At 43.1% G+C, this 19,074-nt stretch carries 19 protein-coding genes; 16 read left to right on the forward strand and 3 right to left on the reverse strand.

Translation table 11 applies throughout. The features are described from left to right. Positions 1 to 44 precede the first annotated feature (44 nt). The 12 genes from glyQ (at position 45) to ACXAEA_RS07915 (ending at position 12,762) form a co-directional block, all read left to right on the forward strand. Positions 45 to 935 (forward strand): glycine--tRNA ligase subunit alpha, encoded by an 891-nt coding sequence (gene glyQ, locus ACXAEA_RS07860; protein WP_475095345.1) that lies wholly within the window; start codon positions 45 to 47, stop codon positions 933 to 935. Continuing rightward, the gene (glyS, locus tag ACXAEA_RS07865; protein WP_475095346.1) at positions 928 to 3,003 is read left to right on the forward strand and encodes a glycine--tRNA ligase subunit beta; all 2,076 of its coding nucleotides are present in this window, start codon (positions 928 to 930) and stop codon (positions 3,001 to 3,003) included. The genes glyQ and glyS overlap by 8 nt, the downstream gene beginning before the upstream one ends. Before the next feature lie 119 nt (positions 3,004 to 3,122). Then, positions 3,123 to 3,755 carry a transcriptional regulator CcpN gene (gene ccpN, locus ACXAEA_RS07870; protein ID WP_475095347.1) on the forward strand — a complete coding sequence of 211 codons (633 nt, stop codon included), beginning with the start codon at positions 3,123 to 3,125 and terminating at the stop codon, positions 3,753 to 3,755. Between the two features lie 30 nt (positions 3,756 to 3,785). After that, complete coding sequence (locus ACXAEA_RS07875; RefSeq protein ID WP_475095348.1) at positions 3,786 to 4,604, forward strand: pyruvate, water dikinase regulatory protein; 819 nt, start codon at positions 3,786 to 3,788, stop codon at positions 4,602 to 4,604. 326 nt (positions 4,605 to 4,930) lie between these two features. Then, on the forward strand, positions 4,931 to 5,356 hold the full coding sequence (locus ACXAEA_RS07880) for a DUF188 domain-containing protein (RefSeq protein ID WP_475098076.1): 426 nt from the start codon (positions 4,931 to 4,933) through the stop codon (positions 5,354 to 5,356). Between the two features lie 15 nt (positions 5,357 to 5,371). Beyond that, entirely contained in the window at positions 5,372 to 7,177 is a 1,806-nt protein-coding gene (dnaG, locus tag ACXAEA_RS07885) for a DNA primase (protein ID WP_475095349.1), read from the forward strand. A gap of 44 nt (positions 7,178 to 7,221) precedes the next feature. Continuing rightward, positions 7,222 to 8,352 (forward strand): RNA polymerase sigma factor RpoD, encoded by a 1,131-nt coding sequence (gene rpoD, locus ACXAEA_RS07890; RefSeq protein WP_475095350.1) that lies wholly within the window; start codon positions 7,222 to 7,224, stop codon positions 8,350 to 8,352. Positions 8,353 to 8,489: 137 nt separating this feature from the next. Then, positions 8,490 to 9,026: a hypothetical protein gene (locus ACXAEA_RS07895; protein ID WP_475095351.1), complete on the forward strand. Its 537-nt coding sequence runs from the start codon at positions 8,490 to 8,492 to the stop codon at positions 9,024 to 9,026. A gap of 98 nt (positions 9,027 to 9,124) precedes the next feature. Beyond that, positions 9,125 to 10,264, forward strand: coding sequence for an acyl-CoA dehydrogenase (locus tag ACXAEA_RS07900; RefSeq protein ID WP_475095352.1), 1,140 nt, complete (start codon positions 9,125 to 9,127; stop codon positions 10,262 to 10,264). Positions 10,265 to 10,451: 187 nt separating this feature from the next. Further along, on the forward strand, positions 10,452 to 10,814 hold the full coding sequence (gene cccA / locus ACXAEA_RS07905) for a cytochrome c550 (protein WP_475095353.1): 363 nt from the start codon (positions 10,452 to 10,454) through the stop codon (positions 10,812 to 10,814). 125 nt (positions 10,815 to 10,939) lie between these two features. Beyond that, the gene (locus ACXAEA_RS07910; RefSeq protein WP_475095354.1) at positions 10,940 to 11,650 is read left to right on the forward strand and encodes a tRNA (adenine(22)-N(1))-methyltransferase; all 711 of its coding nucleotides are present in this window, start codon (positions 10,940 to 10,942) and stop codon (positions 11,648 to 11,650) included. After that, positions 11,647 to 12,762: a Nif3-like dinuclear metal center hexameric protein gene (locus tag ACXAEA_RS07915; RefSeq protein ID WP_475095355.1), complete on the forward strand. Its 1,116-nt coding sequence runs from the start codon at positions 11,647 to 11,649 to the stop codon at positions 12,760 to 12,762. Before ACXAEA_RS07910 ends, ACXAEA_RS07915 begins: the two co-directional genes overlap by 4 nt. Before the next feature lie 49 nt (positions 12,763 to 12,811). Here the strand turns inward: ACXAEA_RS07915 and ACXAEA_RS07920 are convergent, their stop codons facing one another. Together ACXAEA_RS07920 and vrrA are read right to left on the reverse strand one after the other, a co-directional pair. Then, positions 12,812 to 13,765, reverse strand: a complete 954-nt coding sequence (locus ACXAEA_RS07920) for a 4-hydroxy-3-methylbut-2-enyl diphosphate reductase (RefSeq protein ID WP_475095356.1) — start codon at positions 13,763 to 13,765, stop codon at positions 12,812 to 12,814. Between the two features lie 108 nt (positions 13,766 to 13,873). After that, positions 13,874 to 14,494 (reverse strand): VrrA/YqfQ family protein, encoded by a 621-nt coding sequence (gene vrrA / locus ACXAEA_RS07925; RefSeq protein WP_475095357.1) that lies wholly within the window; start codon positions 14,492 to 14,494, stop codon positions 13,874 to 13,876. 244 nt (positions 14,495 to 14,738) lie between these two features. On the opposite strand from vrrA, the gene ACXAEA_RS07930 reads away from it, so the two are divergent. Together ACXAEA_RS07930 and ACXAEA_RS07935 are read left to right on the forward strand one after the other, a co-directional pair. Continuing rightward, entirely contained in the window at positions 14,739 to 16,055 is a 1,317-nt protein-coding gene (locus ACXAEA_RS07930; RefSeq protein ID WP_475095358.1) for a DEAD/DEAH box helicase, read from the forward strand. 22 nt (positions 16,056 to 16,077) lie between these two features. Next, positions 16,078 to 16,968 (forward strand): deoxyribonuclease IV, encoded by an 891-nt coding sequence (locus ACXAEA_RS07935; RefSeq protein WP_475095359.1) that lies wholly within the window; start codon positions 16,078 to 16,080, stop codon positions 16,966 to 16,968. Between the two features lie 65 nt (positions 16,969 to 17,033). Here the strand turns inward: ACXAEA_RS07935 and ACXAEA_RS07940 are convergent, their stop codons facing one another. Beyond that, positions 17,034 to 17,288 (reverse strand): DUF2624 domain-containing protein, encoded by a 255-nt coding sequence (locus ACXAEA_RS07940; RefSeq protein WP_475095360.1) that lies wholly within the window; start codon positions 17,286 to 17,288, stop codon positions 17,034 to 17,036. Positions 17,289 to 17,440: 152 nt separating this feature from the next. On the opposite strand from ACXAEA_RS07940, the gene ACXAEA_RS07945 reads away from it, so the two are divergent. Then, positions 17,441 to 18,238 (forward strand): metal ABC transporter ATP-binding protein, encoded by a 798-nt coding sequence (locus ACXAEA_RS07945; RefSeq protein ID WP_475095361.1) that lies wholly within the window; start codon positions 17,441 to 17,443, stop codon positions 18,236 to 18,238. Next, positions 18,231 to 19,073, forward strand: a complete 843-nt coding sequence (locus ACXAEA_RS07950; RefSeq protein WP_475095362.1) for a metal ABC transporter permease — start codon at positions 18,231 to 18,233, stop codon at positions 19,071 to 19,073. Before ACXAEA_RS07945 ends, ACXAEA_RS07950 begins: the two co-directional genes overlap by 8 nt. Position 19,074 lies beyond the last annotated feature (1 nt).

Raw genomic sequence — 19,074 nt, forward strand, 5'->3', positions numbered from 1 at the left:
AATTTTGGTTTTAAACTCGATCTAAAAAATTCGGAGGTGTACAGATGAATATCCAAAATATGATTTTAACTTTGCAAAAACATTGGTCTGAGCAAGGCTGCATTCTTATGCAGGCTTATGATGTCGAGAAGGGTGCCGGAACAATGAGCCCTTACACATTTTTAAGAGCGATTGGCCCGGAGCCATGGAATGTCGCTTATGTAGAACCATCCCGCAGGCCGGCTGATGGACGATACGGAGAAAATCCAAACAGGCTTTACCAGCACCATCAGTTCCAAGTCATCATGAAGCCATCTCCTGACAATATCCAGGAGATTTATCTGGAGTCATTAAAAGCTTTGGGAATCGATCCACTGGAACACGATATTCGTTTTGTAGAAGATAACTGGGAGAATCCATCCCTTGGCTGTGCCGGCCTTGGGTGGGAGGTATGGCTTGATGGCATGGAAATCACTCAGTTCACATACTTCCAGCAAGTAGGCGGTCTTGACTGCAAACCGGTATCAGTCGAAATCACATACGGCATTGAAAGGCTGGCATCATACATCCAGGACATGGAAAATGTCTTTGATCTGGAATGGACGAACGGATTTACTGTCAGAGATATCTTCGGCCAGCCAGAGTATGAGCACTCTAAATATACTTTTGAAACATCTGACCAGGATATGCTCTTCAATCTTTTCAATATCTATGAAAAGGAAGCGCACCGCCAAATGGAAGAGGGCCTTGTTCACCCTGCTTATGATTATGTCCTTAAGTGTTCTCATGTTTTTAATATTCTTGATGCACGCGGAGCGATCTCCGTTACAGAGAGAACTGGATATATTGCGCGATGCCGCAATTTAGCAAAGAAAGTAGCGAAAACGTTCTATGATGAAAGAGAAAAACTAGGTTTCCCTATCATTAAACGGAAGGAGCATGTGGAAAATGACTAAACGGAATTTATTGCTTGAAATCGGATTGGAAGAAATGCCTGCAAGATTTATTACTGACTCCATCAACCAGCTTGCTTCCAAAGTGGAGAACTGGCTTAAAAGTAACAATATTGGATTTGAGGGCATTAACCTTTATTCAACACCTCGCAGGCTTGCTTTACTTGTCATGAATGTCGATGAGCGTCAGGAAGACAGTGAGGAAGAAGCAAAAGGCCCTGCCAAAAAAATTGCCCAAGGTGCAGACGGAGAGTGGTCCAAGGCGGCAATAGGATTTACTCGCGGCCAGGGAATGACAGTAGAAGATATTTTCTTCAAAGAAATCAATGGCGTTGAGTATGCTCACGTCAGGAAATTCATAAAAGGACAGGAAACATCTGACCTTCTTACTGAATTGAAAACAATCATCACTGGTTTGACATTCCCGAAAAACATGCGCTGGGCAGACCTTGAGCTGCGTTATGTACGTCCGGTCAAGTGGCTCGTTGCCATGTTCGGAAATGAAATCATCCCATTCGAAATTGCCGGTGTCCAATCAGGCAATGTTACCAGAGGCCATCGATTCCTTGGTGCAGATGAAGTCAAAATTTCAGCACCTGAGGACTATGAAGAAGTAATGTTAGGACAATATGTAGTTGCCGATTCCCAGAAGCGAAAAGATGCAATTATTTCACAGCTTGAAAAAATTGAAGAAGAGAATGGCTGGGTAATACCTGTTGATGAAGAACTCCTGGAAGAGGTTAATAATCTTGTTGAATATCCGACTGCTTTGTACGGACGATTCGAAGATGAATTTCTGGAAATACCAGGTGAGGTCCTGATTACGTCCATGAAGGAACACCAGAGGTATTTCCCTGTAAAGTCAAAAGATGGCCAGCTGCTTCCTCATTTCATTACAGTCAGGAACGGTGACCATCTTCATATCGAAAAAGTTGCCCGGGGCAACGAGAAAGTACTAAGAGCAAGACTGGCTGATGCTGCATTCTTCTACAAAGAAGATCAAAAACAGCAGATCGATACAGCACTTGCTAAGCTGAAATCCATTGTATATCACGAAGAAATCGGCACAATTGCCGATAAATCCGAACGAGTACGAAAGCTTGTCAATTCGATTTCGGAACGGATGGAATTTGGTCCTGATATTATAAAAGCGGCAGACAGAGCTGCACAAATCAGCAAATTTGATCTTGTATCGCAGATGGTTTATGAGTTTCCGGAGCTTCAGGGTATCATGGGTGAAAAATATGCTCTGCAGAAAGGCGAAAGTCCTGAAGTAGCTGCAGCAATCAATGAACATTATATGCCAAGGAATGCCGATGACTCAGTTCCAGCTTCACAAGCAGGCGCTTTAGTTGCAATTGCTGACAAGCTTGATACAATCATCTCGTTCTTCTCCCTTGGTATCATACCAAGTGGCTCTCAGGATCCATATGCACTCAGGAGGCAGGCTACAGGAATTGTCCAAACGCTGATTGAGAAGAAGTGGAATGTTTCCGTGGAAAACCTCGCTGGACTTTCTTTGAATCTTGTTTCCCAGGCAGGAATTCCAAAGCGTTCTGACGAGGAAATCTACCACGACCTTATACAATTCTTTAAATTACGGGTAAAGCATCTGCTGCAGGAAAGAGGAATCCGCTATGATATAATTGATGCGGTTCTTGGCGGTGAGATTGGTAATGTATCTGAATTGATCGAGAAAGCAGATGCACTTCAGGCTGCAAGCAACGATGAAGGCTTTAAAGAAAGTATGGAAGCGTTGAGCAGGGTGCTGAACATCGCAAGCAAAAAGGACGTATTGGGCGACATCGACCCAGCGCTATTCGAAAACGAACAAGAACAAAAGCTATATGAAAAATATCTGGGGCTTGGAAGGAAGACGGAGGACAGAATGGACGCCGCTTCTTATTATCAGCTGCTTGTTGATATGAAGCCTGAAATCAATGACTATTTCGAACATACAATGGTCATGTCCGATAAACCAGAAGTCCGGGAAAACCGTCTAAACCAGATGGCTGCACTGGCCGTTTTAATCATGAAACTGGCAAAAGTAAATGATATTGTAGTAAAGTAAACTACTCATATTCATGGCCAGTGCCTCCTGAGCTGGGGGGCACTTTAATGGGTATGAAAAATCTTCCTTGTATTTACCTCCTGTAGTATATAATATTTATATAATAAATCTCCCGATGGGTGGTGAGGACAATCGAACTGAATAAAAGGCAGGAGCAGATCCTGCAAATCGTAAAAGATAATGGACCGATCACTGGGGAGCATATTGCCGAGAAACTTAACCTGACAAGGGCAACGCTAAGGCCGGATCTTGCCATCCTGACGATGGCGGGATATCTCGATGCAAGGCCTCGAGTTGGTTATTTCTATACAGGAAAATCCGGAAACCAGCTTCTTTCTGAAAACCTGAAAAAAATCCTGGTCAGAGATTATCAGTCTATCCCGGTAGTAGTTCCGGAAAATGTATCTGTGTACGATGCAATCGTTACGATGTTCCTTGAAGATGTAGGCACTTTGTTTGTAGTCGATAAGGGTTCAAAACTGGTAGGAGTCTTGTCGCGTAAGGATTTACTGAGGGCAAGCATAGGCAAACAGGAGTTGGCTACATTGCCTGTCAATATCATTATGACAAGAATGCCGAATATAACCGTGTGCCGCAGGGAAGATCTGCTCATTGATGCCGCAAAGGAATTAATAGAAAAACAGATTGATGCCCTTCCAATCATCAAAGATACAGATGGCGGATATGAAATAGTAGGAAGATTGACAAAGACCAACATTACAAAGGCTTTTGTGGCCTTGGCAGAGGAATAAGAAGCGAATAGAGAAGGGATTGGTAATGGAATGAGTAAAACACCAATTATTTATGTGGTTTCTGACTCTGTCGGCGAGACTGCAGAGCTCGTTACGAAGGCTGCCATCAGCCAATTCGAACATGTGGATGTTTCCCTGAAAAGGTTTCCGTATGTCGAGGATAAGGTACATATCGATGAAGTGGTAGCGATGGCCAAGCATGATGGCGGAATGATCGCCTACACACTGGTAAAGCCTGAAATCAGCGAATACCTAAAAGAAACTGCTGAGCAAGAAGGCATCTATGCCTGTGATATCATAGGTCCGCTGATGCAGCAAATTAAGGTTCTTACTGGTGAAACACCGTTATATGAGCCAGGGTTGGTCCGGAAGCTTGATGAAGATTACTTTAAGAAAGTAGAAGCAATCGAATTCGCTGTAAAATATGATGACGGACGCGATCCAAGAGGAATTCTAAAGGCTGATATCGTTTTGATCGGAGTTTCGAGAACTTCCAAAACACCTTTATCACAATATCTTGCTCATAAACGCTATAAAGTGGCAAATGTCCCAATCGTACCAGAGGTAGATCCACCAGAGGAGTTACTCCTCGTTCCGAAGGAAAAGTGCATTGGTTTGAGGATTTCCCCTGATAAGTTGAATCAAATCAGACGGGAGCGATTAATCTCACTTGGTTTGAACGACAAGGCAATTTATGCAAACATCGAGAGGATCAAAGAAGAAATCGAATTTTTCGATGGGATTGTCGAGAGGATCGGGTGCCCGGTCATAGACGTTACAAATAAAGCGGTTGAAGAAACCGCCAATGTCATTCTTAATATGGTCCGAAACAAAAAGATGGAAATATAGCACATATTGCTTATATGTGCTTTTCTTTTTGAAAGTAATATTCTTAAATATATGAAAGATTGGCCGAGAAAAAATAATGGAAAAATAGCCACTCTTATACTATAATAAAAAATTGTGATAAAAATGTATCTGTTTAGGTTTAGACTTGACAGATTACGAATAAACTATTTATTATCAGTTGTCAAGATAATGGCCATGAAAAAATTCGACAAAATTCCCTTTGAAAAAAAACAGTCCTGAAGAAGGAATATGCGGAGTGATGTAGAATTAATACTAGTAAAATCAACAGTCAGACTCTTTTTGTTGATGCAGACTCTTGCCCGGTCATAAAGGAAATTGTCGAAATTGCTTCGAAGTTTTCCATCGAGGCTGTTTTTGTGGCTTCATATGCCCATATGAAGAATGATCTTCAAGGGCAGAACTGGGTGTTTGTCGATTCTTATAAGGAGGCTGTAGACCTTTATTTAATGAATCACGTTAAGAAAGGTGATTTTGCAGTTACGCAAGATATAGGTCTTGCTTCTACCCTTCTGGCGAAAGGGGTTTATGCCATCTCTCCAAGGGGAAATTTATATGAAGAAAAAGGGATGCAAACTGCTCTCGAACTAAGGCATCTTTCTGCAAAGGCAAGAAGGCAGGGATCCTTTGGAAAAGGGCCAAAACCCTTTACCGAACGAGACAGGGAGAAATTTATAAAGGAATTGAGCATGCTTTTGTCGAATTTTAAGATATGTTCAAGTAATCACAACTAATTAGAGGTCATGCTTATGGCAGAGAGGATTGCCGAGGAAAAAGTAAATGAGATTCGGCAGAGTGTTGAAATTGTCGATGTCATTAGTGATTATGTCCAATTGAAAAAACAGGGACGGAATTACTTTGGGCTTTGCCCTTTCCATGGGGAGAATTCTCCATCTTTTTCTGTGTCCCCCGACAAGCAGATTTATCATTGCTTCGGTTGTGGTGCCGGCGGAAATGTTTTTTCATTTCTCATGGATATTGATGGGCTGTCTTTCCAGGAAGCAGCAGTGAAGCTTGCTGAAAGGGCAAATGTTGAATTGAAGCTGGAAGCACTGTCTGCCAGCAAAACTCAGCGATTGCCCGAAGGCTCAAAGCAAATGATGGAAGCTCATGAACTATTGCGTAAATTTTATCATCATTTGCTTGTAAACACAAAAGAGGGCCAGGATGCCCTTGAGTACCTCATTAACAGAGGATTTACCATGGAATCGATTGACAGATTTCAAATTGGTTATGCACTGCCTTCGTGGGATTTCGCTGTTAAACTGCTCGAAAAAAGAGGCTTTACGCTGGACCTCATTGAAAAAGCAGGCTTAGTCATCCAAAGGGAAAAGGATGGAACATTCTTTGACAGATTCAGGGACAGAATCATGTTCCCGATACTGGATCATCAAGGGAATACCATTGCGTTCTCAGGGAGAGCAAGAGGGGGCGACGAACCCAAATACCTGAACAGCCCTGAAACGCAAATCTTTAACAAGAGCAAGGTATTGTATAATTTCCATCTTGCGCGGGGGCCAATCCGCAAACAGCAGCAAGCTGTCCTTTTTGAAGGCTTTGCGGATGTGATCTCGGCTAATCGAGCCGGCGTGGAAAATGGCGTTGCCACAATGGGTACATTGCTGACAGAAGAGCATATTTCCTTACTGAAGAGAAATGTGCAGGCCGTTACGATTTGTTATGATTCGGATAAAGCAGGGATAGAAGCAGCTTTCCGCGCATCAAGCATGCTCTCGAAAGCTGGTTTTACTGTCAGGGTAGCCACAATGCCTGACGGGATGGACCCGGACGATTTCATAAAGACCCACGGCGAAGATAGATTCAAACATGAGATCATCGGTTCAAGCTCCACCTTGATGGCTTTTAAATTAATATATTATCGCCGCGGGAAAAACCTTCAGCATGAAGGAGATCGCCTCCAGTATATCGAAGAAGTACTTAAAGAAATCAGTGCTCTTGATAAAGCTGTAGAAAAAGATCTGTACTTAAGGCAGCTGGCGAATGAATTCTCGCTTTCACTCGATGCATTAGTGCAGCAACAGAACCAATTGGCACAATCAGCGGAGCCCAAAAAGCAAAATCAGCCAAGAGTTGAACATAAGCCGGTTCCGTACACGAGAAAAGCAGAACTCAAGCCTGCATACCATACCGCGGAAAGACGGTTGATCTATCATATGATGAGAGATGCCGACACCGCTTATAAGGTTCAGGGTTTGCTCGAAGGCAATGTATTAAATATTGATGAACACCAGGCTATTATTACTTACTTATTTGCATACTATGAAAAAGGACATGACCCTGATCCAAGTGCGTTCTTAAATTATCTTCAGGATAATAAGCTAAAAAGGGTCGTTGCTGATATAGAAATGATGCCTCTTAACGAAGAGGTCAGCGATCAGGAATTATCTGATTATATCAAGCAGGTGTTGAATTATCAAAAAATGTTAAAAATAAAGGAAAAAATGGCGGAACAAAAACAGGCAGAACGACAAAACGACTTCTTGCGTGCAGCGGCAATCGCTTCGGAAATCATCCAACTGCGCAAGACCTTATAAATCCTAATGCTGATTGTTTTTGATTTTTGGAAGGAGGGGGACATATGGCTGAAAAGTCAGCCCGTTCTAAAGAGGTCACAGAAAATGAAGTGACAGTTGAACAAGTGAAAGACCAGTTAACTGCACTGGGAAAAAAAACAGGCGTCCTAGCTTATGATGATATTGCAGAGAGGTTATCAAGCTTTGATCTTGATTCCGATCAAATGGATGAATATTATGAGTTCCTTGGTGAACAGGGAATTGAACTGGTTGGGGAAAGCGATGAAGCTGAAGACCCTGATCTTAAGCAGCTTGCCAAAGACGATGAAGAGTTTGATTTAAATGATTTAAGTGTACCTCCGGGAGTTAAAATCAACGACCCAGTTAGAATGTACCTGAAGGAAATCGGCCGGGTGGATTTGCTTTCTGCTGAAGAAGAAATCAATCTGGCGGAAAGAATCGAACAAGGCGATGAAGAAGCTAAGCGGCGTCTTGCAGAAGCAAACCTTCGACTTGTAGTAAGCATTGCGAAACGCTACGTTGGCCGTGGCATGCTCTTCCTTGATTTAATCCAGGAAGGAAATATGGGCCTCATTAAGGCCGTCGAAAAATTTGATTACCGTAAAGGATTCAAATTCAGTACTTATGCTACATGGTGGATTCGCCAGGCAATTACACGTGCTATTGCTGACCAGGCACGTACCATCCGAATCCCTGTTCATATGGTCGAAACCATCAACAAATTGATCCGTGTCCAGAGACAGCTCCTTCAGGATTTAGGCCGCGAACCAACACCTGAAGAAATCGGAGAAGATATGGATCTGTCACCTGAAAAGGTACGTGAAATCCTTAAGATTGCACAGGAACCGGTTTCTCTTGAAACCCCTATCGGTGAAGAAGACGACTCGCACTTAGGAGATTTCATTGAAGACCAGGACGCTACCTCTCCTTCAGAACATGCTGCATATGAGCTATTGAAGGAACAGCTCGAAGATGTCCTCGATACTCTTACAGACCGTGAAGAGAATGTCCTGAGACTGCGTTTTGGCCTTGATGATGGACGTACCCGCACTCTTGAGGAAGTCGGCAAGGTATTTGGGGTTACGCGTGAACGTATCCGCCAAATCGAAGCAAAGGCCCTTCGCAAGCTAAGGCATCCAAGCAGAAGCAAACGATTGAAAGACTTTTTAGAATAGGATTGCCAAGGAATAATTTACTTTTTAAAATAAAAGTAAATTATTCCTTTTTTTAGGCTCTTTTTGCCTCTATAAGGTTTACAACAATATGTTATAAAATCAAGCCTATTTTAAAATAGACAGGATGTGCGAGTGAATTGGATGAACAGCGCAGGAAAACGATCACCAATGAAATAAAATATTGGAAACAAAACCGGATGCTGCCCGAACATTATTGTGATTACCTGCTAAATCTATATACTGAAGGGAGTTCAGACTCCAGATCCGAACCCGAAAATAGTAGAGGGCGGACATCTAGAACAGGGTTAATAAGCATCATACTAATTGGGCTGTTAACGCTTGCAGCATTTTTATTTTATTTTACTGAATTGTCTCTCTTTTTGCAAATGGCTCTTATAACATTTTTTGGAATATGTTCAGTAGTTTCAGGAGCATATCTTATAAAAAATTCCTTTTTTGAATTGATTCCTTTGCTTTCTTCGGCACTCATTTTTTTAATAACTTCTGTTCAGGCAGCGGAAATAGTATTTCCTGATCAGCCAGCCATGTTATACATTGTCACGGCAGTAAACTGCTTATTATGGATTGCCGCTGGTATGAAGTGGACAATGGTACCCTTCAAAATATCAGGTGTTACAGGATTAATTGTCCTGATTATTACTATTTTCATATAATAATTAAAAATTTTAAAGTTTTTAAATGTTGAGAAAATTGTTTGTTCACCCTTATAATGAAGAATGTAAACGCATTCAATGTTTTGAGGGGGATGGAAATGAACTTTGATTTAACATCTGAACAAGCTATGATAAAAAGGACGATTAGAGAATTCGCGGAAGAAGAAGTCGCTCCTGGAGCGATAGAGAGAGATAAAACAAAACAGTTTCCGACAGAAATTTTCAAAAAACTTGGAGATTTGGGCATGCTAGGTTTGCCTTTTCCCGAAGAATATGGTGGGGCTGGCGCTGATACGGTAAGTTTCGCAATTGTGACGGAGGAACTCAGCAGGGGCTGTGCATCAACAGGAATCACCTATTCTGCACATATTTCGCTTGGTGGTGCCCCAATCAATCTTTTCGGTACCGAAGAGCAGAAGCAGCAATATTTGACGCCGATATGTACAGGTGAATCAATGGGGGCATTTGGATTAACAGAACCGAATGCCGGGTCGGATGCAGGCGGCACGCAGACAACTGCTAAGGAAGTTGATGGCGAATATGTCATCAATGGCAGTAAATGCTTCATCACCAACGCAAGTTATGCCAAACACCTTGCCATGACAGCGATCACTGGTGAAAACAATGGTGTAAAGGAAATCAGTGCAATCATCGTACCTACTGATGCACCAGGATTCACCGTCATTGATAACTATGAGAAAATGGGCTTGAACGCTTCCAATACAACCGAACTTGTAATGGAAAATGTCCGCGTCCCTGTTGAGAACCTGCTTGGCAAGAAGGGTGAGGGGTTCAAACAGTTCCTGATTACGCTGGACGGGGGCAGGATTGGAATCGGAGCTATGGCGGTAGGGGTTGCCCAGGCTGCTTACGAGAAGGCACTGCAGTACGCCCAGGAAAGACACCAATTCGGTAAATCACTTTCCAAATTCCAGGCAATCCAATTTAAACTTGCTGATATGGCGATGAAGATTGAGCTTGCACGGAATATGGTCTACAAAGCTGCCTGGTTGAAGGACCAGGGACGCCCGTTTTCAAAGGAAGCGTCAATGTGCAAGCTGTATGCCTCAGAAATTGCAATGGAGGTAGCTGACCAGGCTGTCCAGATTCACGGGGGTTATGGCTATATGCGTGAATATGAAGTAGAGCGTTATATGAGAGATGCGAAGCTCCTGGAAATTGGCGAAGGAACCTCGGAAGTACAAAGAATGGTGATTGCGAGATTAATTGGCTGCTAACAGGGCAACCTATATATGGTTATAAATCAAAAACTTCATCAAAAGATGAAGTTTTTTGTCTAAATTGTGAACAAGTGTGACAAAGTTTGCTTTTTTACTTTCCCTGTAAACGTTTTTCAAGTAAAATAATAGCTGTGTGAAATTATTATTTAAAGTGTGTGATGTTATACATAAAGGAGGGTAAATGATGAATCGCAATCCAATTATTCCGTTCGTATTGATTATGGTGATGGGAATCGGCTTGATGTTCCTGCTTTCTTTCAAAGGTATTGGGGATTCCAAGGATCTTGCCAAGGAAAAAGAAGGCGGAGAAAAAACAGAGGAAACTGCTGAAGTGAATCCTGAGGAATTCTATCAGCAATCCTGCGCAGGCTGCCATGGAAACCAGTATGAGGGTGTTTCTGGACCTGCACTTAAAGGTGTTGGAAGCAAGTATTCCAAAGACGAAATCAAGGATATATTGACTAACGGTAAGGGCAATATGCCTCCTGGAATGGCTGCAGGCAAAGAAGAACAAATGGCTGAATGGATCGTAAATGAATTGAAGTAAACTTTTTTTGGGGCTCTTTGCTTTTGCAGAGAGCCTTTTCTATTTTTCCCTCTCCATGATTGGACAAGGGGCAGGCGGTTTTCATATACTTATAAAAGCAAAATAAGATTTAGTAGGTGACTTGAATGAATGCTGAGAAGCTATCAAACCGGCTTGAGGCCGTTGCGAATAATATTCCTGCAGGAGCGCGTCTGGCGGATATCGGATCCGACCATGCATACCTTCCATGCAATGTTGTTAAGAAAGGGAATGTACCTTCAGCCATCGCAGGTGAAGTTGCCGAAGGCCCATTCCAATCTGCGCTTGAGCAGGTTCTGTCTGAGAATCTTTCAGATAAGATTTCAGTCCGCAAAGGTGACGGTCTTGAGGTCATTGAACCTGGAGAGGTTGATTGCATTACTATAGCAGGAATGGGCGGGACACTCATTTCTATGATACTTGAGAAAGGTAGAGCGAAACTCGAAGGAGTCAGCAGGCTAGTACTCCAGCCGAATGTTGGCAGCTTTGCCGTACGCAAATGGCTGATTGACAATGGCTGGGAGTTGGTAGCTGAAGAAATTCTCAAAGAAGATGGGAAAATATATGAAATCCTTGTTGCTGAAAAAGGTGAACCTATTACACCATATCAACAGGAAAATCTAGAAGAAGGAATTTTGTTCGGGCCATTTTTATTAAAAGAAAAGTCCGAAGTATTCATGGAAAAGTGGAATGCTGAAATGAAGAATTGGGAGCGTGTCCTAAAACAACTGGATGCCGCTATGGAGAATGACGATACAGAGCGCAAGAGACTGGAACTAAAAGAGAAAATCAAGATGGCAGAGGAGGCGCTGAAGTGAAAAAAGTGAATGGCCATGAAGTGATTCAGCTATTTGAACAATTTTCACCAAAAGCATATGCAATGGAAGGCGACAAGATAGGACTGCAAATCGGATCGTTGAACCACACTGTCAAAAATGTGCTTGTTGCTCTGGATGTTACTGAGGAAGTGGTGGAAGAGGCAATCTCCAAAAATGTTCAATTAATCATTGCCCATCACCCGCCAATCTTCCGTCCGCTGCAAAAAATCGCTACCGACACTCCTGGGGGAAGAATGATTGCAAAACTGATCAAGCATGACATTGCTGTATATGCAGCCCACACGAACCTTGATGTCGCCAAAGGTGGCGTGAATGACCTTCTTGCCGCTGCACTTGGCCTGAATAACCCTCAAGTACTGGTCCCGACGTATGAGGACCAGCTGAAGAAACTCGTCGTTTTCGTCCCGGAAGAAGATGCTGAGCGGCTTCGTGAAGCATTGGGGAATGCAGGAGCAGGATCAATAGGCAACTACAGCCATTGTTCTTTTACAGGCACGGGAGAGGGACGTTTTCTCCCAGGAGAAAATACAACCCCGCATATCGGGCATCAAGGTAAACTTGAAGCAGTCAAAGAAGTACGCATAGAAACAATTTTTCCGCAAAGCATTGAAAAAAAGGTCATTCAGGCAATGATCAAAGCTCATCCTTACGAAGAAGTCGCCTACGATTTGTACAGACTTGATAACACTGGTGAACAGCTTGGCCTGGGACGGATTGGTCAAGTCAAAGAAACGACGCTTGCGGAATTTGCTCATTTTGTAAAAGAAGCCCTTGGAGTTGATCAGGTGCGTGTCGTCGGTAACTTGAATGCGAAAATCAGAAAAGTGGCAGTCCTCGGTGGCGATGGAAACAAGTACTACTCACAGGCGAAATTCCGCGGTGCAGATGTTTATATTACAGGAGATATCTATTACCACACGGCTCATGACGCCATCACGGCCGGCCTGAACATGATTGATCCGGGACATAATGTCGAGAAGATCATGAAAACAGGAGTCGCGGCTGTCATGGAAGGGCTCTGTGGTGATAAAGGATTTGAAGTGAAGTTTATTCCATCAGAAATAGGTACAGATCCTTTTACGTTTATTTAGGTTTGGTGGGGAATAACCAAAAAAGCAGCCATTCATGGCTGCTTTTTGTTTATACATTTGCCTCGGTCTTTTTTACTTTTGGCAGTATTTTGTTTAGTGGTACCTTTTTCACTTTTACCCAGGTTGCTTCGTTTTCTGGATCAAACTGTTCGAGGAAGGTGATGACCTCTTTAGTGATAGGAGTTGGTGTTGATGCTCCAGATGTGACAGCGACTGTGTTTGCAGTCTTGATCCAGTCGATTTCCAGTTCACTGATGTCTGCGATCCTGTATGCTTTTGTTCCGGCGATTTCCTCGGAAACCTGTGCAAGACGGTTTGAGTTATTGCTCTTTGGATCTCCAACGACAATGAGAACATCGGCTTCTTGTGCCTGCTCGGCAACTGCTTCCTGGCGTACCTGTGTCGCCATGCAGATTTCTTTATGAACTTCAGCGTGCGGATATTTTTCCTTCACTTTTTTCATGATTTCTGCTACATCCCACTGGCTCATCGTTGTCTGGTTTGTAACGATCAGTTTTTTCGCTGGTAAATCAAGCGCCTCTACATCTGCTGCGGTCTCCACAAGATGGACGATTCCCGGAGCGACACCTACTGCTCCTTCAGGCTCAGGATGGCCTTTCTTTCCAATATAAATGACATCAAAGCCTTCTTTTTCCTTAGCACGGATCAAGTTATGTGTGTTTGTTACATCCGGGCACGTAGCATCAATTGAAACAAGTCCTTTTTGCTTCGCCAGTTCCCTGACCTCTGGCGAAATTCCGTGGGCTGTGAAAATAACGGTACCGCCTTCGACCTTTTCAAGGATTTCCTTGCGGTTATTTCCGTCAAGTGTAATGATCCCTTCTTCTTCAAACGCATCTGTAACATGTTTGTTATGAACAATCATACCAAGTATATATATAGGCCGCGGCAAGCTTTTATCCAGGGCAGCGTTGCGCGCAATGACCATGGCGTCAACAACGCCGTAACAATAGCCGCGCGGTGATATTTTGATTACATTCATTGAGTCATCCTCCTGCGAATACCTCTAATTCTCTCTTTTATTATATAAGACTTATAGAAAGAATACAAAAGCGACTTCCGAGAAGGAATGATTTACCCTTACTGAAATCTAAATAAATAACTTTGGCGAAGATGATCCTTTCATGCTTTGCCTATTCACCCTTTTTTTTGCGGCTGGTTTAGCATTAACGGATTTTTTTGTTTTTTTTTGCGTTTTTTCTTCAACTTCCTGTGATTCTTGTTCGTTTTGCTCATCAGCATCTGGCATATTTTTAAGCCCTCTATACAGCTTCCACATCGATGGCAGATTACGGACGAGCGGGCCGTATTGCTGAATCATCGGTCCAAATTGCTGGGCCGTGCTCAACACTTTTTGTGTATTGGTCAGGAAGCCATTGAGTGCGGCTGGATCAGTGAGGGTTTTCAGGATTCCTCCTCCTGAACTGGCAGCACGCGCTGGCCCGGCGGTTCCTCCGGTTCCTCCGGTTAATAAGCCTCCCTGGCTGCGATTGTTTTTTCCAAGAATTTTTGCGAGCAACCCTCCGCCCTGTTTCGACGACTGTTGTCCTCTTCGCATCATTCGCGGGATTTGTCCCTGAGGCATCCTCTGCATTTGTCCGTATGGATGGGAGTACATCTGATGCTGTCCCATCATAGGCCTGACCATATATCCAGGCCCCATGTAAGGGTATTGCATCCCGCGCGGGTTCATACGGGGTCCTTGTAGCATCGTGACCCCTCCTTTCTAGATAAATCATTTCCTATTAGAGTATGCATTTGCAGAGGAATGGTTAAGAAAAAGGGAAATCGCCGAATCTTGTTTGTTTTTTTATGAGGAAAGGTTAAGATAGTACTATTGGAGATTTTGGGCAATCTTTATTATAATTACAGGATGAACCTGAAATGAACAGCTTACGGAACAGGCTGAAATCCCCGATTGACTGGGGAGTAGGGTGAAAAAAAGGAGATTTACTATGACTGAAACAAAATTTGAAAGATACGATTTGAAGCCATTTATTATAGATGCTGTAAAAAAACTTGGCTTTTTTGAGCCGACTGAAATTCAGGAACGTCTGATTCCGACGATCCTTAAGGGAGATAGCGCAATTGGCCAATCCCAGACAGGAACCGGCAAAACGCACGCTTATGTCCTGCCAATCATGAACAAGCTGGATGCTTCACGCAATGAGGTACAAGCTATCATCACTGCGCCAACAAGGGAGTTAGCCAACCAGATTTACCATGAGGTTCTTAAAATTGCCGAGAACGCACCAGATGCTGAAAAGATAACAGCCCGTTGCTACATTGGCGGAACGGACAAGCAGAGAACGATTGAAAAACTCAAGACTCAGCCGCAAATCGTTATCGGAACGCCAGGCAGGATCAATGATCTTGTCCAGGAAAACGCGCTGTTTGTGCATACAGCGAATATGCTGGTTGTCGATGAAGCCGACTTGATGCTCGATATGGGTTTCATTGAGGATATTGACCAGTTCGCATCCCGTATGCCAGAGAAGCTCCAGATGCTTGTATTTTCGGCAACGATTCCAGAGAAGCTCAAGCCGTTCCTGAAAAAGTACATGGAAAATCCTAAATATGTACAAGTTGATCCAAAACAAGCTACCGCAGAGAAGATTGAACATATTCTGCTTCCGGCTAGACACAGGGATAAGATCGGCCTCGTCCATTCCGCTTTGCTCGCTTTTAATCCGTACCTCGGGATTGTGTTTGCGAATACGAAGAAAAAAGCAGATGAGGTTGCTGATGGCCTGATCCAAAAAGGGATGAAGGTAGGGCGCATCCATGGGGACTTGAGCCCACGAGAACGCAAACGCGTAATGAAGCAGATTAAGGACCTCGAATTCCAGTATCTTGTTGCTACTGACCTTGCTGCAAGAGGAATCGATATCCAGGGAATCAGCCATGTCATCAACTATGAGCTGCCAACTGACCTTGATTTTTATATCCACAGGGTAGGTCGAACGGCTCGTGCCGGATCATCGGGAGTAGCGCTTACCATATATGAGCAAAGTGATGAAGATGCACTGATCAGACTCGAGAAAATGGGAATCTCCTTTAAAAATATTGATCTGAAAAAAGGAGAATTCACCGAAATTGAAGAGCGGAACAGACGCCAGAACAGAAAGAAAAAGGAAACTCCTGGCGAAGCGGTAGCAAAATCACTTGTTTCTAAACCTAAAAAGGTAAAGCCTGGCTATAAGAAGAAAATGAAGTCAGAAATGGATAAAATCAAAAAGCGTCAAAATCGCCTGCAAAAGAAAAATAAATAAAGGCATTCAGGGAGAGATCACAATGTTAATTGGCTCGCATGTTTCCATGAGCGGCAAAAAAATGCTGCTGGCAGCTAGTGAAGAAGCCGTCTCATATGGAGCAAATACTTTTATGATCTATACAGGGGCACCGCAGAATACAAGAAGAAAAAAAATAGAGGACCTGAATATTGAGGCAGGGCGCCTGCATATGGAACAGCATGGAATAACAGAAATCGTGGTACATGCCCCGTATATCATCAATATCGGGAACTCACAGAATCCAGACACATTTGATTTGGGAGTACGCTTTTTAAGAAGCGAAATAGACAGGACAGAAGCGCTGGGAGCAAAACAAATTGTTCTTCATCCTGGAGCGCATGTCGGAGCTGGAACGGAAAAAGGCATCGAAAAAATCGTTGAGGGAATCAACGAGGTTCTGACAGGCAACGAAAATGTCCAAATCGCGCTCGAGACGATGGCAGGTAAAGGGTCGGAATGCGGCAAGTCTTTTGAAGAACTTGCAATGATCATCGATGGTGTCATCCACAATGACAAGCTATCCGTGTGCTTTGATACTTGCCATACGCATGATGCCGGTTACCCTATCGTTGAGGATTTTGACGGCGTACTGAATGAATTCGATAAAATCATCGGTCTGGACAGGCTGAAGGTGCTTCACATCAATGACAGCAAAAATGCGGTCGGCATGAGGAAGGACCGTCATGAAAACATCGGTTTCGGCCACATCGGTTTTGAGGCAATGAGCTATATTGTCCATCATCCACAATTGACTCATGTACCTAAAATCCTTGAAACACCCTTTGTCGGAGAAGATAAGAACAATAAAAAAGCTCCGTATAAGCATGAAATTGACATGTTGAAAAGCAGAAAATTCGAAGAGAACCTGCTTGATTTCATCATGAATGGCTAGACTAAATAGCATAATGAAAAAGCTGTGGACATGGGGATCCACAGCTTTTCAATTTCAAATTAGGCTTATTTCGTAAATTTGATGAACAGTTTGTTTACTTCCCTGGCTGTTTCAGGGCTGGTGATTCTGGCAATTTCCTTGATCAGTGCGGTTCTCTCTGAATCATTAAAGATGTTTACTTTTTTTCCGCGTAAGTACCCGGCGATTTTCTGCGCCTGTGAATGGGTGATTGCAATGTTGAATTGAGAGGCATATTTCAGCAGTTCATCAGCCGTAATATTACTTATTTTATGGTTAATGATATTTTCAAAAATAGCCAAAGATCATCACTCCTCCATAGTAAGGTATGAGCCCGGTTTGGATTTCGTGACAAAATTCTGGCAGGTGAGTTCTTTTATTTACAATATCCCCGGTAAGCGATATACTACTAAATGTAAATCGGAATGATTCTTATTTTTTGCAGGTGATGGAAATGACCACGAGTTTATGCATCGTTGAGGTGCAGGATTTATTTTATCGATACGATAAAGAAAATGTACTAGAAGATATAAATTTGTCTATCCAAAAAGGGAGCTTTTTAGCGATTGTCGGCCCCAATGGCTCAGGCAAGTCAACTCTGCTTAAGCTAATGCTGGGGCTGATTAAGCCGCAAAAAGGATTGATACGTCTTTTTGGCGAGGATATAAGCAAATTCAGGGACCAGCATAAAATCGGGTTTGTGTCGCAAAAGGCCAACTCATTTAATACAGGCTTTCCGGCAACAGTTTTTGAGGTAGTTGCCAGCGGCCTGACAAAGAAGCTTGGTCTGTTCAAGTTTTTAAAGAAGAGCGACCACGATAAAATCAAGGAAGCAATTGAATCCGTTGGGATGGGTGATTTCCTCGACAGAAATATAGGTGAGCTTTCTGGCGGGCAGCAGCAAAGAGTATTCATTGCAAGAGCACTTGTAAGCGATCCGGAGCTGCTGATCCTGGATGAACCAACCGTTGGTGTTGACGCCAAGAATGTCAACTCTTTCTATGAGATGCTTGATTCTCTGAATAAAAATAATGGGATTACCTTGCTTCTTGTGACGCACGACATTGGCACAATTTCTGATAAGGTGACGGATGTTGCATGTTTAAATAAAAACATGCATTTCCACGGCAGCACTGAGGAGTTTGAACAGTTGAAAATAAATGAGGTATCCGAAATTTACGGACATGATGTACATGTATTGACACATGATCATCATCATCATCATCATGAGGAGGCACACAGTCATGATTAGCGGACTCATGCAGTATGAATTCCTGCAGAATGCTTTCCTGACGGGTGTGATCATCGGAGTGATCGCTCCATTGCTTGGCGTTTTTATCGTCGTCAGGCGCCTTTCTCTCATTGCAGATGCCCTTAGCCATGTCACATTGGCGGGTATTGCAGCAAGTCTCCTGCTGGAAAAGAAATTCATGTTATTCAGCGGACTGAATCCGCTATATATGGGGATGGCTTTTTCTGTTGGTGGATCCTTGTTTATTGAAAAGCTGCGGACAGTTTATAAGCATTATCAGGAATTGGCGATTCCGATTATTCTATCTGGGGGAATCGGGCTCGGAGTGATCTTTATCTCACTAGCTGACGGCTTCAATACAGATCTTTTCAGTTATTTGTTCGGCAGCGTCAGTGCTGTGAGCCGGGCAGATCTCTGGACAATCCTTGTCATCAGTATATTGGTGATTGCGATTGTTGTTTTATTATATAAGGAACTATTTTTATTGTCATTTGATGAAGAATACGCGAGGGCAACGGGAATTGCGGCAAAGACGCTGCATTTCATTTTCATTGTCATGGTTGCACTTGTGATTGCCGCATCAATGCGGATTGTTGGAATCCTGCTTGTATCTTCATTGATGACTCTCCCTGTTGCGGCAAGCATTCGATTTGCTAAAGGATTTAAGCAAACCATTTTCTATTCCATCCTGTTCGGAGAGATTTCTGTTTTAGGTGGTTTGTTTTTATCTTACTATTTAGATCTGGCGCCAGGTGGAACGATTGTCATGATTGCAGTACTCATTCTTGTTCTGACAATCTGGCTAAAAAAACGAGCGACAACAAGATCTATTTGAT

The organism is Mesobacillus sp. ABV4_180 (genome assembly GCF_056158485.1).

Coding starts and splice junctions, on each gene's coding strand:
- ACXAEA_RS07920 (WP_475095356.1), bottom strand. CDS start 13,765: ATGAATGTAATCAAAATATCACCGCGCGGCTATTGTTACGGCGTTGTT.
- ACXAEA_RS07945 (WP_475095361.1), top strand. CDS start 17,441: ATGACCACGAGTTTATGCATCGTTGAGGTGCAGGATTTATTTTATCGA.
- ACXAEA_RS07935 (WP_475095359.1), top strand. CDS start 16,078: ATGTTAATTGGCTCGCATGTTTCCATGAGCGGCAAAAAAATGCTGCTG.
- vrrA (WP_475095357.1), bottom strand. CDS start 14,494: ATGCTACAAGGACCCCGTATGAACCCGCGCGGGATGCAATACCCTTAC.
- rpoD (WP_475095350.1), top strand. CDS start 7,222: ATGGCTGAAAAGTCAGCCCGTTCTAAAGAGGTCACAGAAAATGAAGTG.
- cccA (WP_475095353.1), top strand. CDS start 10,452: ATGAATCGCAATCCAATTATTCCGTTCGTATTGATTATGGTGATGGGA.
- glyQ (WP_475095345.1), top strand. CDS start 45: ATGAATATCCAAAATATGATTTTAACTTTGCAAAAACATTGGTCTGAG.
- ACXAEA_RS07910 (WP_475095354.1), top strand. CDS start 10,940: ATGAATGCTGAGAAGCTATCAAACCGGCTTGAGGCCGTTGCGAATAAT.
- ACXAEA_RS07930 (WP_475095358.1), top strand. CDS start 14,739: ATGACTGAAACAAAATTTGAAAGATACGATTTGAAGCCATTTATTATA.
- dnaG (WP_475095349.1), top strand. CDS start 5,372: ATGGCAGAGAGGATTGCCGAGGAAAAAGTAAATGAGATTCGGCAGAGT.
- ACXAEA_RS07900 (WP_475095352.1), top strand. CDS start 9,125: ATGAACTTTGATTTAACATCTGAACAAGCTATGATAAAAAGGACGATT.
- ACXAEA_RS07875 (WP_475095348.1), top strand. CDS start 3,786: ATGAGTAAAACACCAATTATTTATGTGGTTTCTGACTCTGTCGGCGAG.
- ACXAEA_RS07950 (WP_475095362.1), top strand. CDS start 18,231: ATGATTAGCGGACTCATGCAGTATGAATTCCTGCAGAATGCTTTCCTG.
- glyS (WP_475095346.1), top strand. CDS start 928: ATGACTAAACGGAATTTATTGCTTGAAATCGGATTGGAAGAAATGCCT.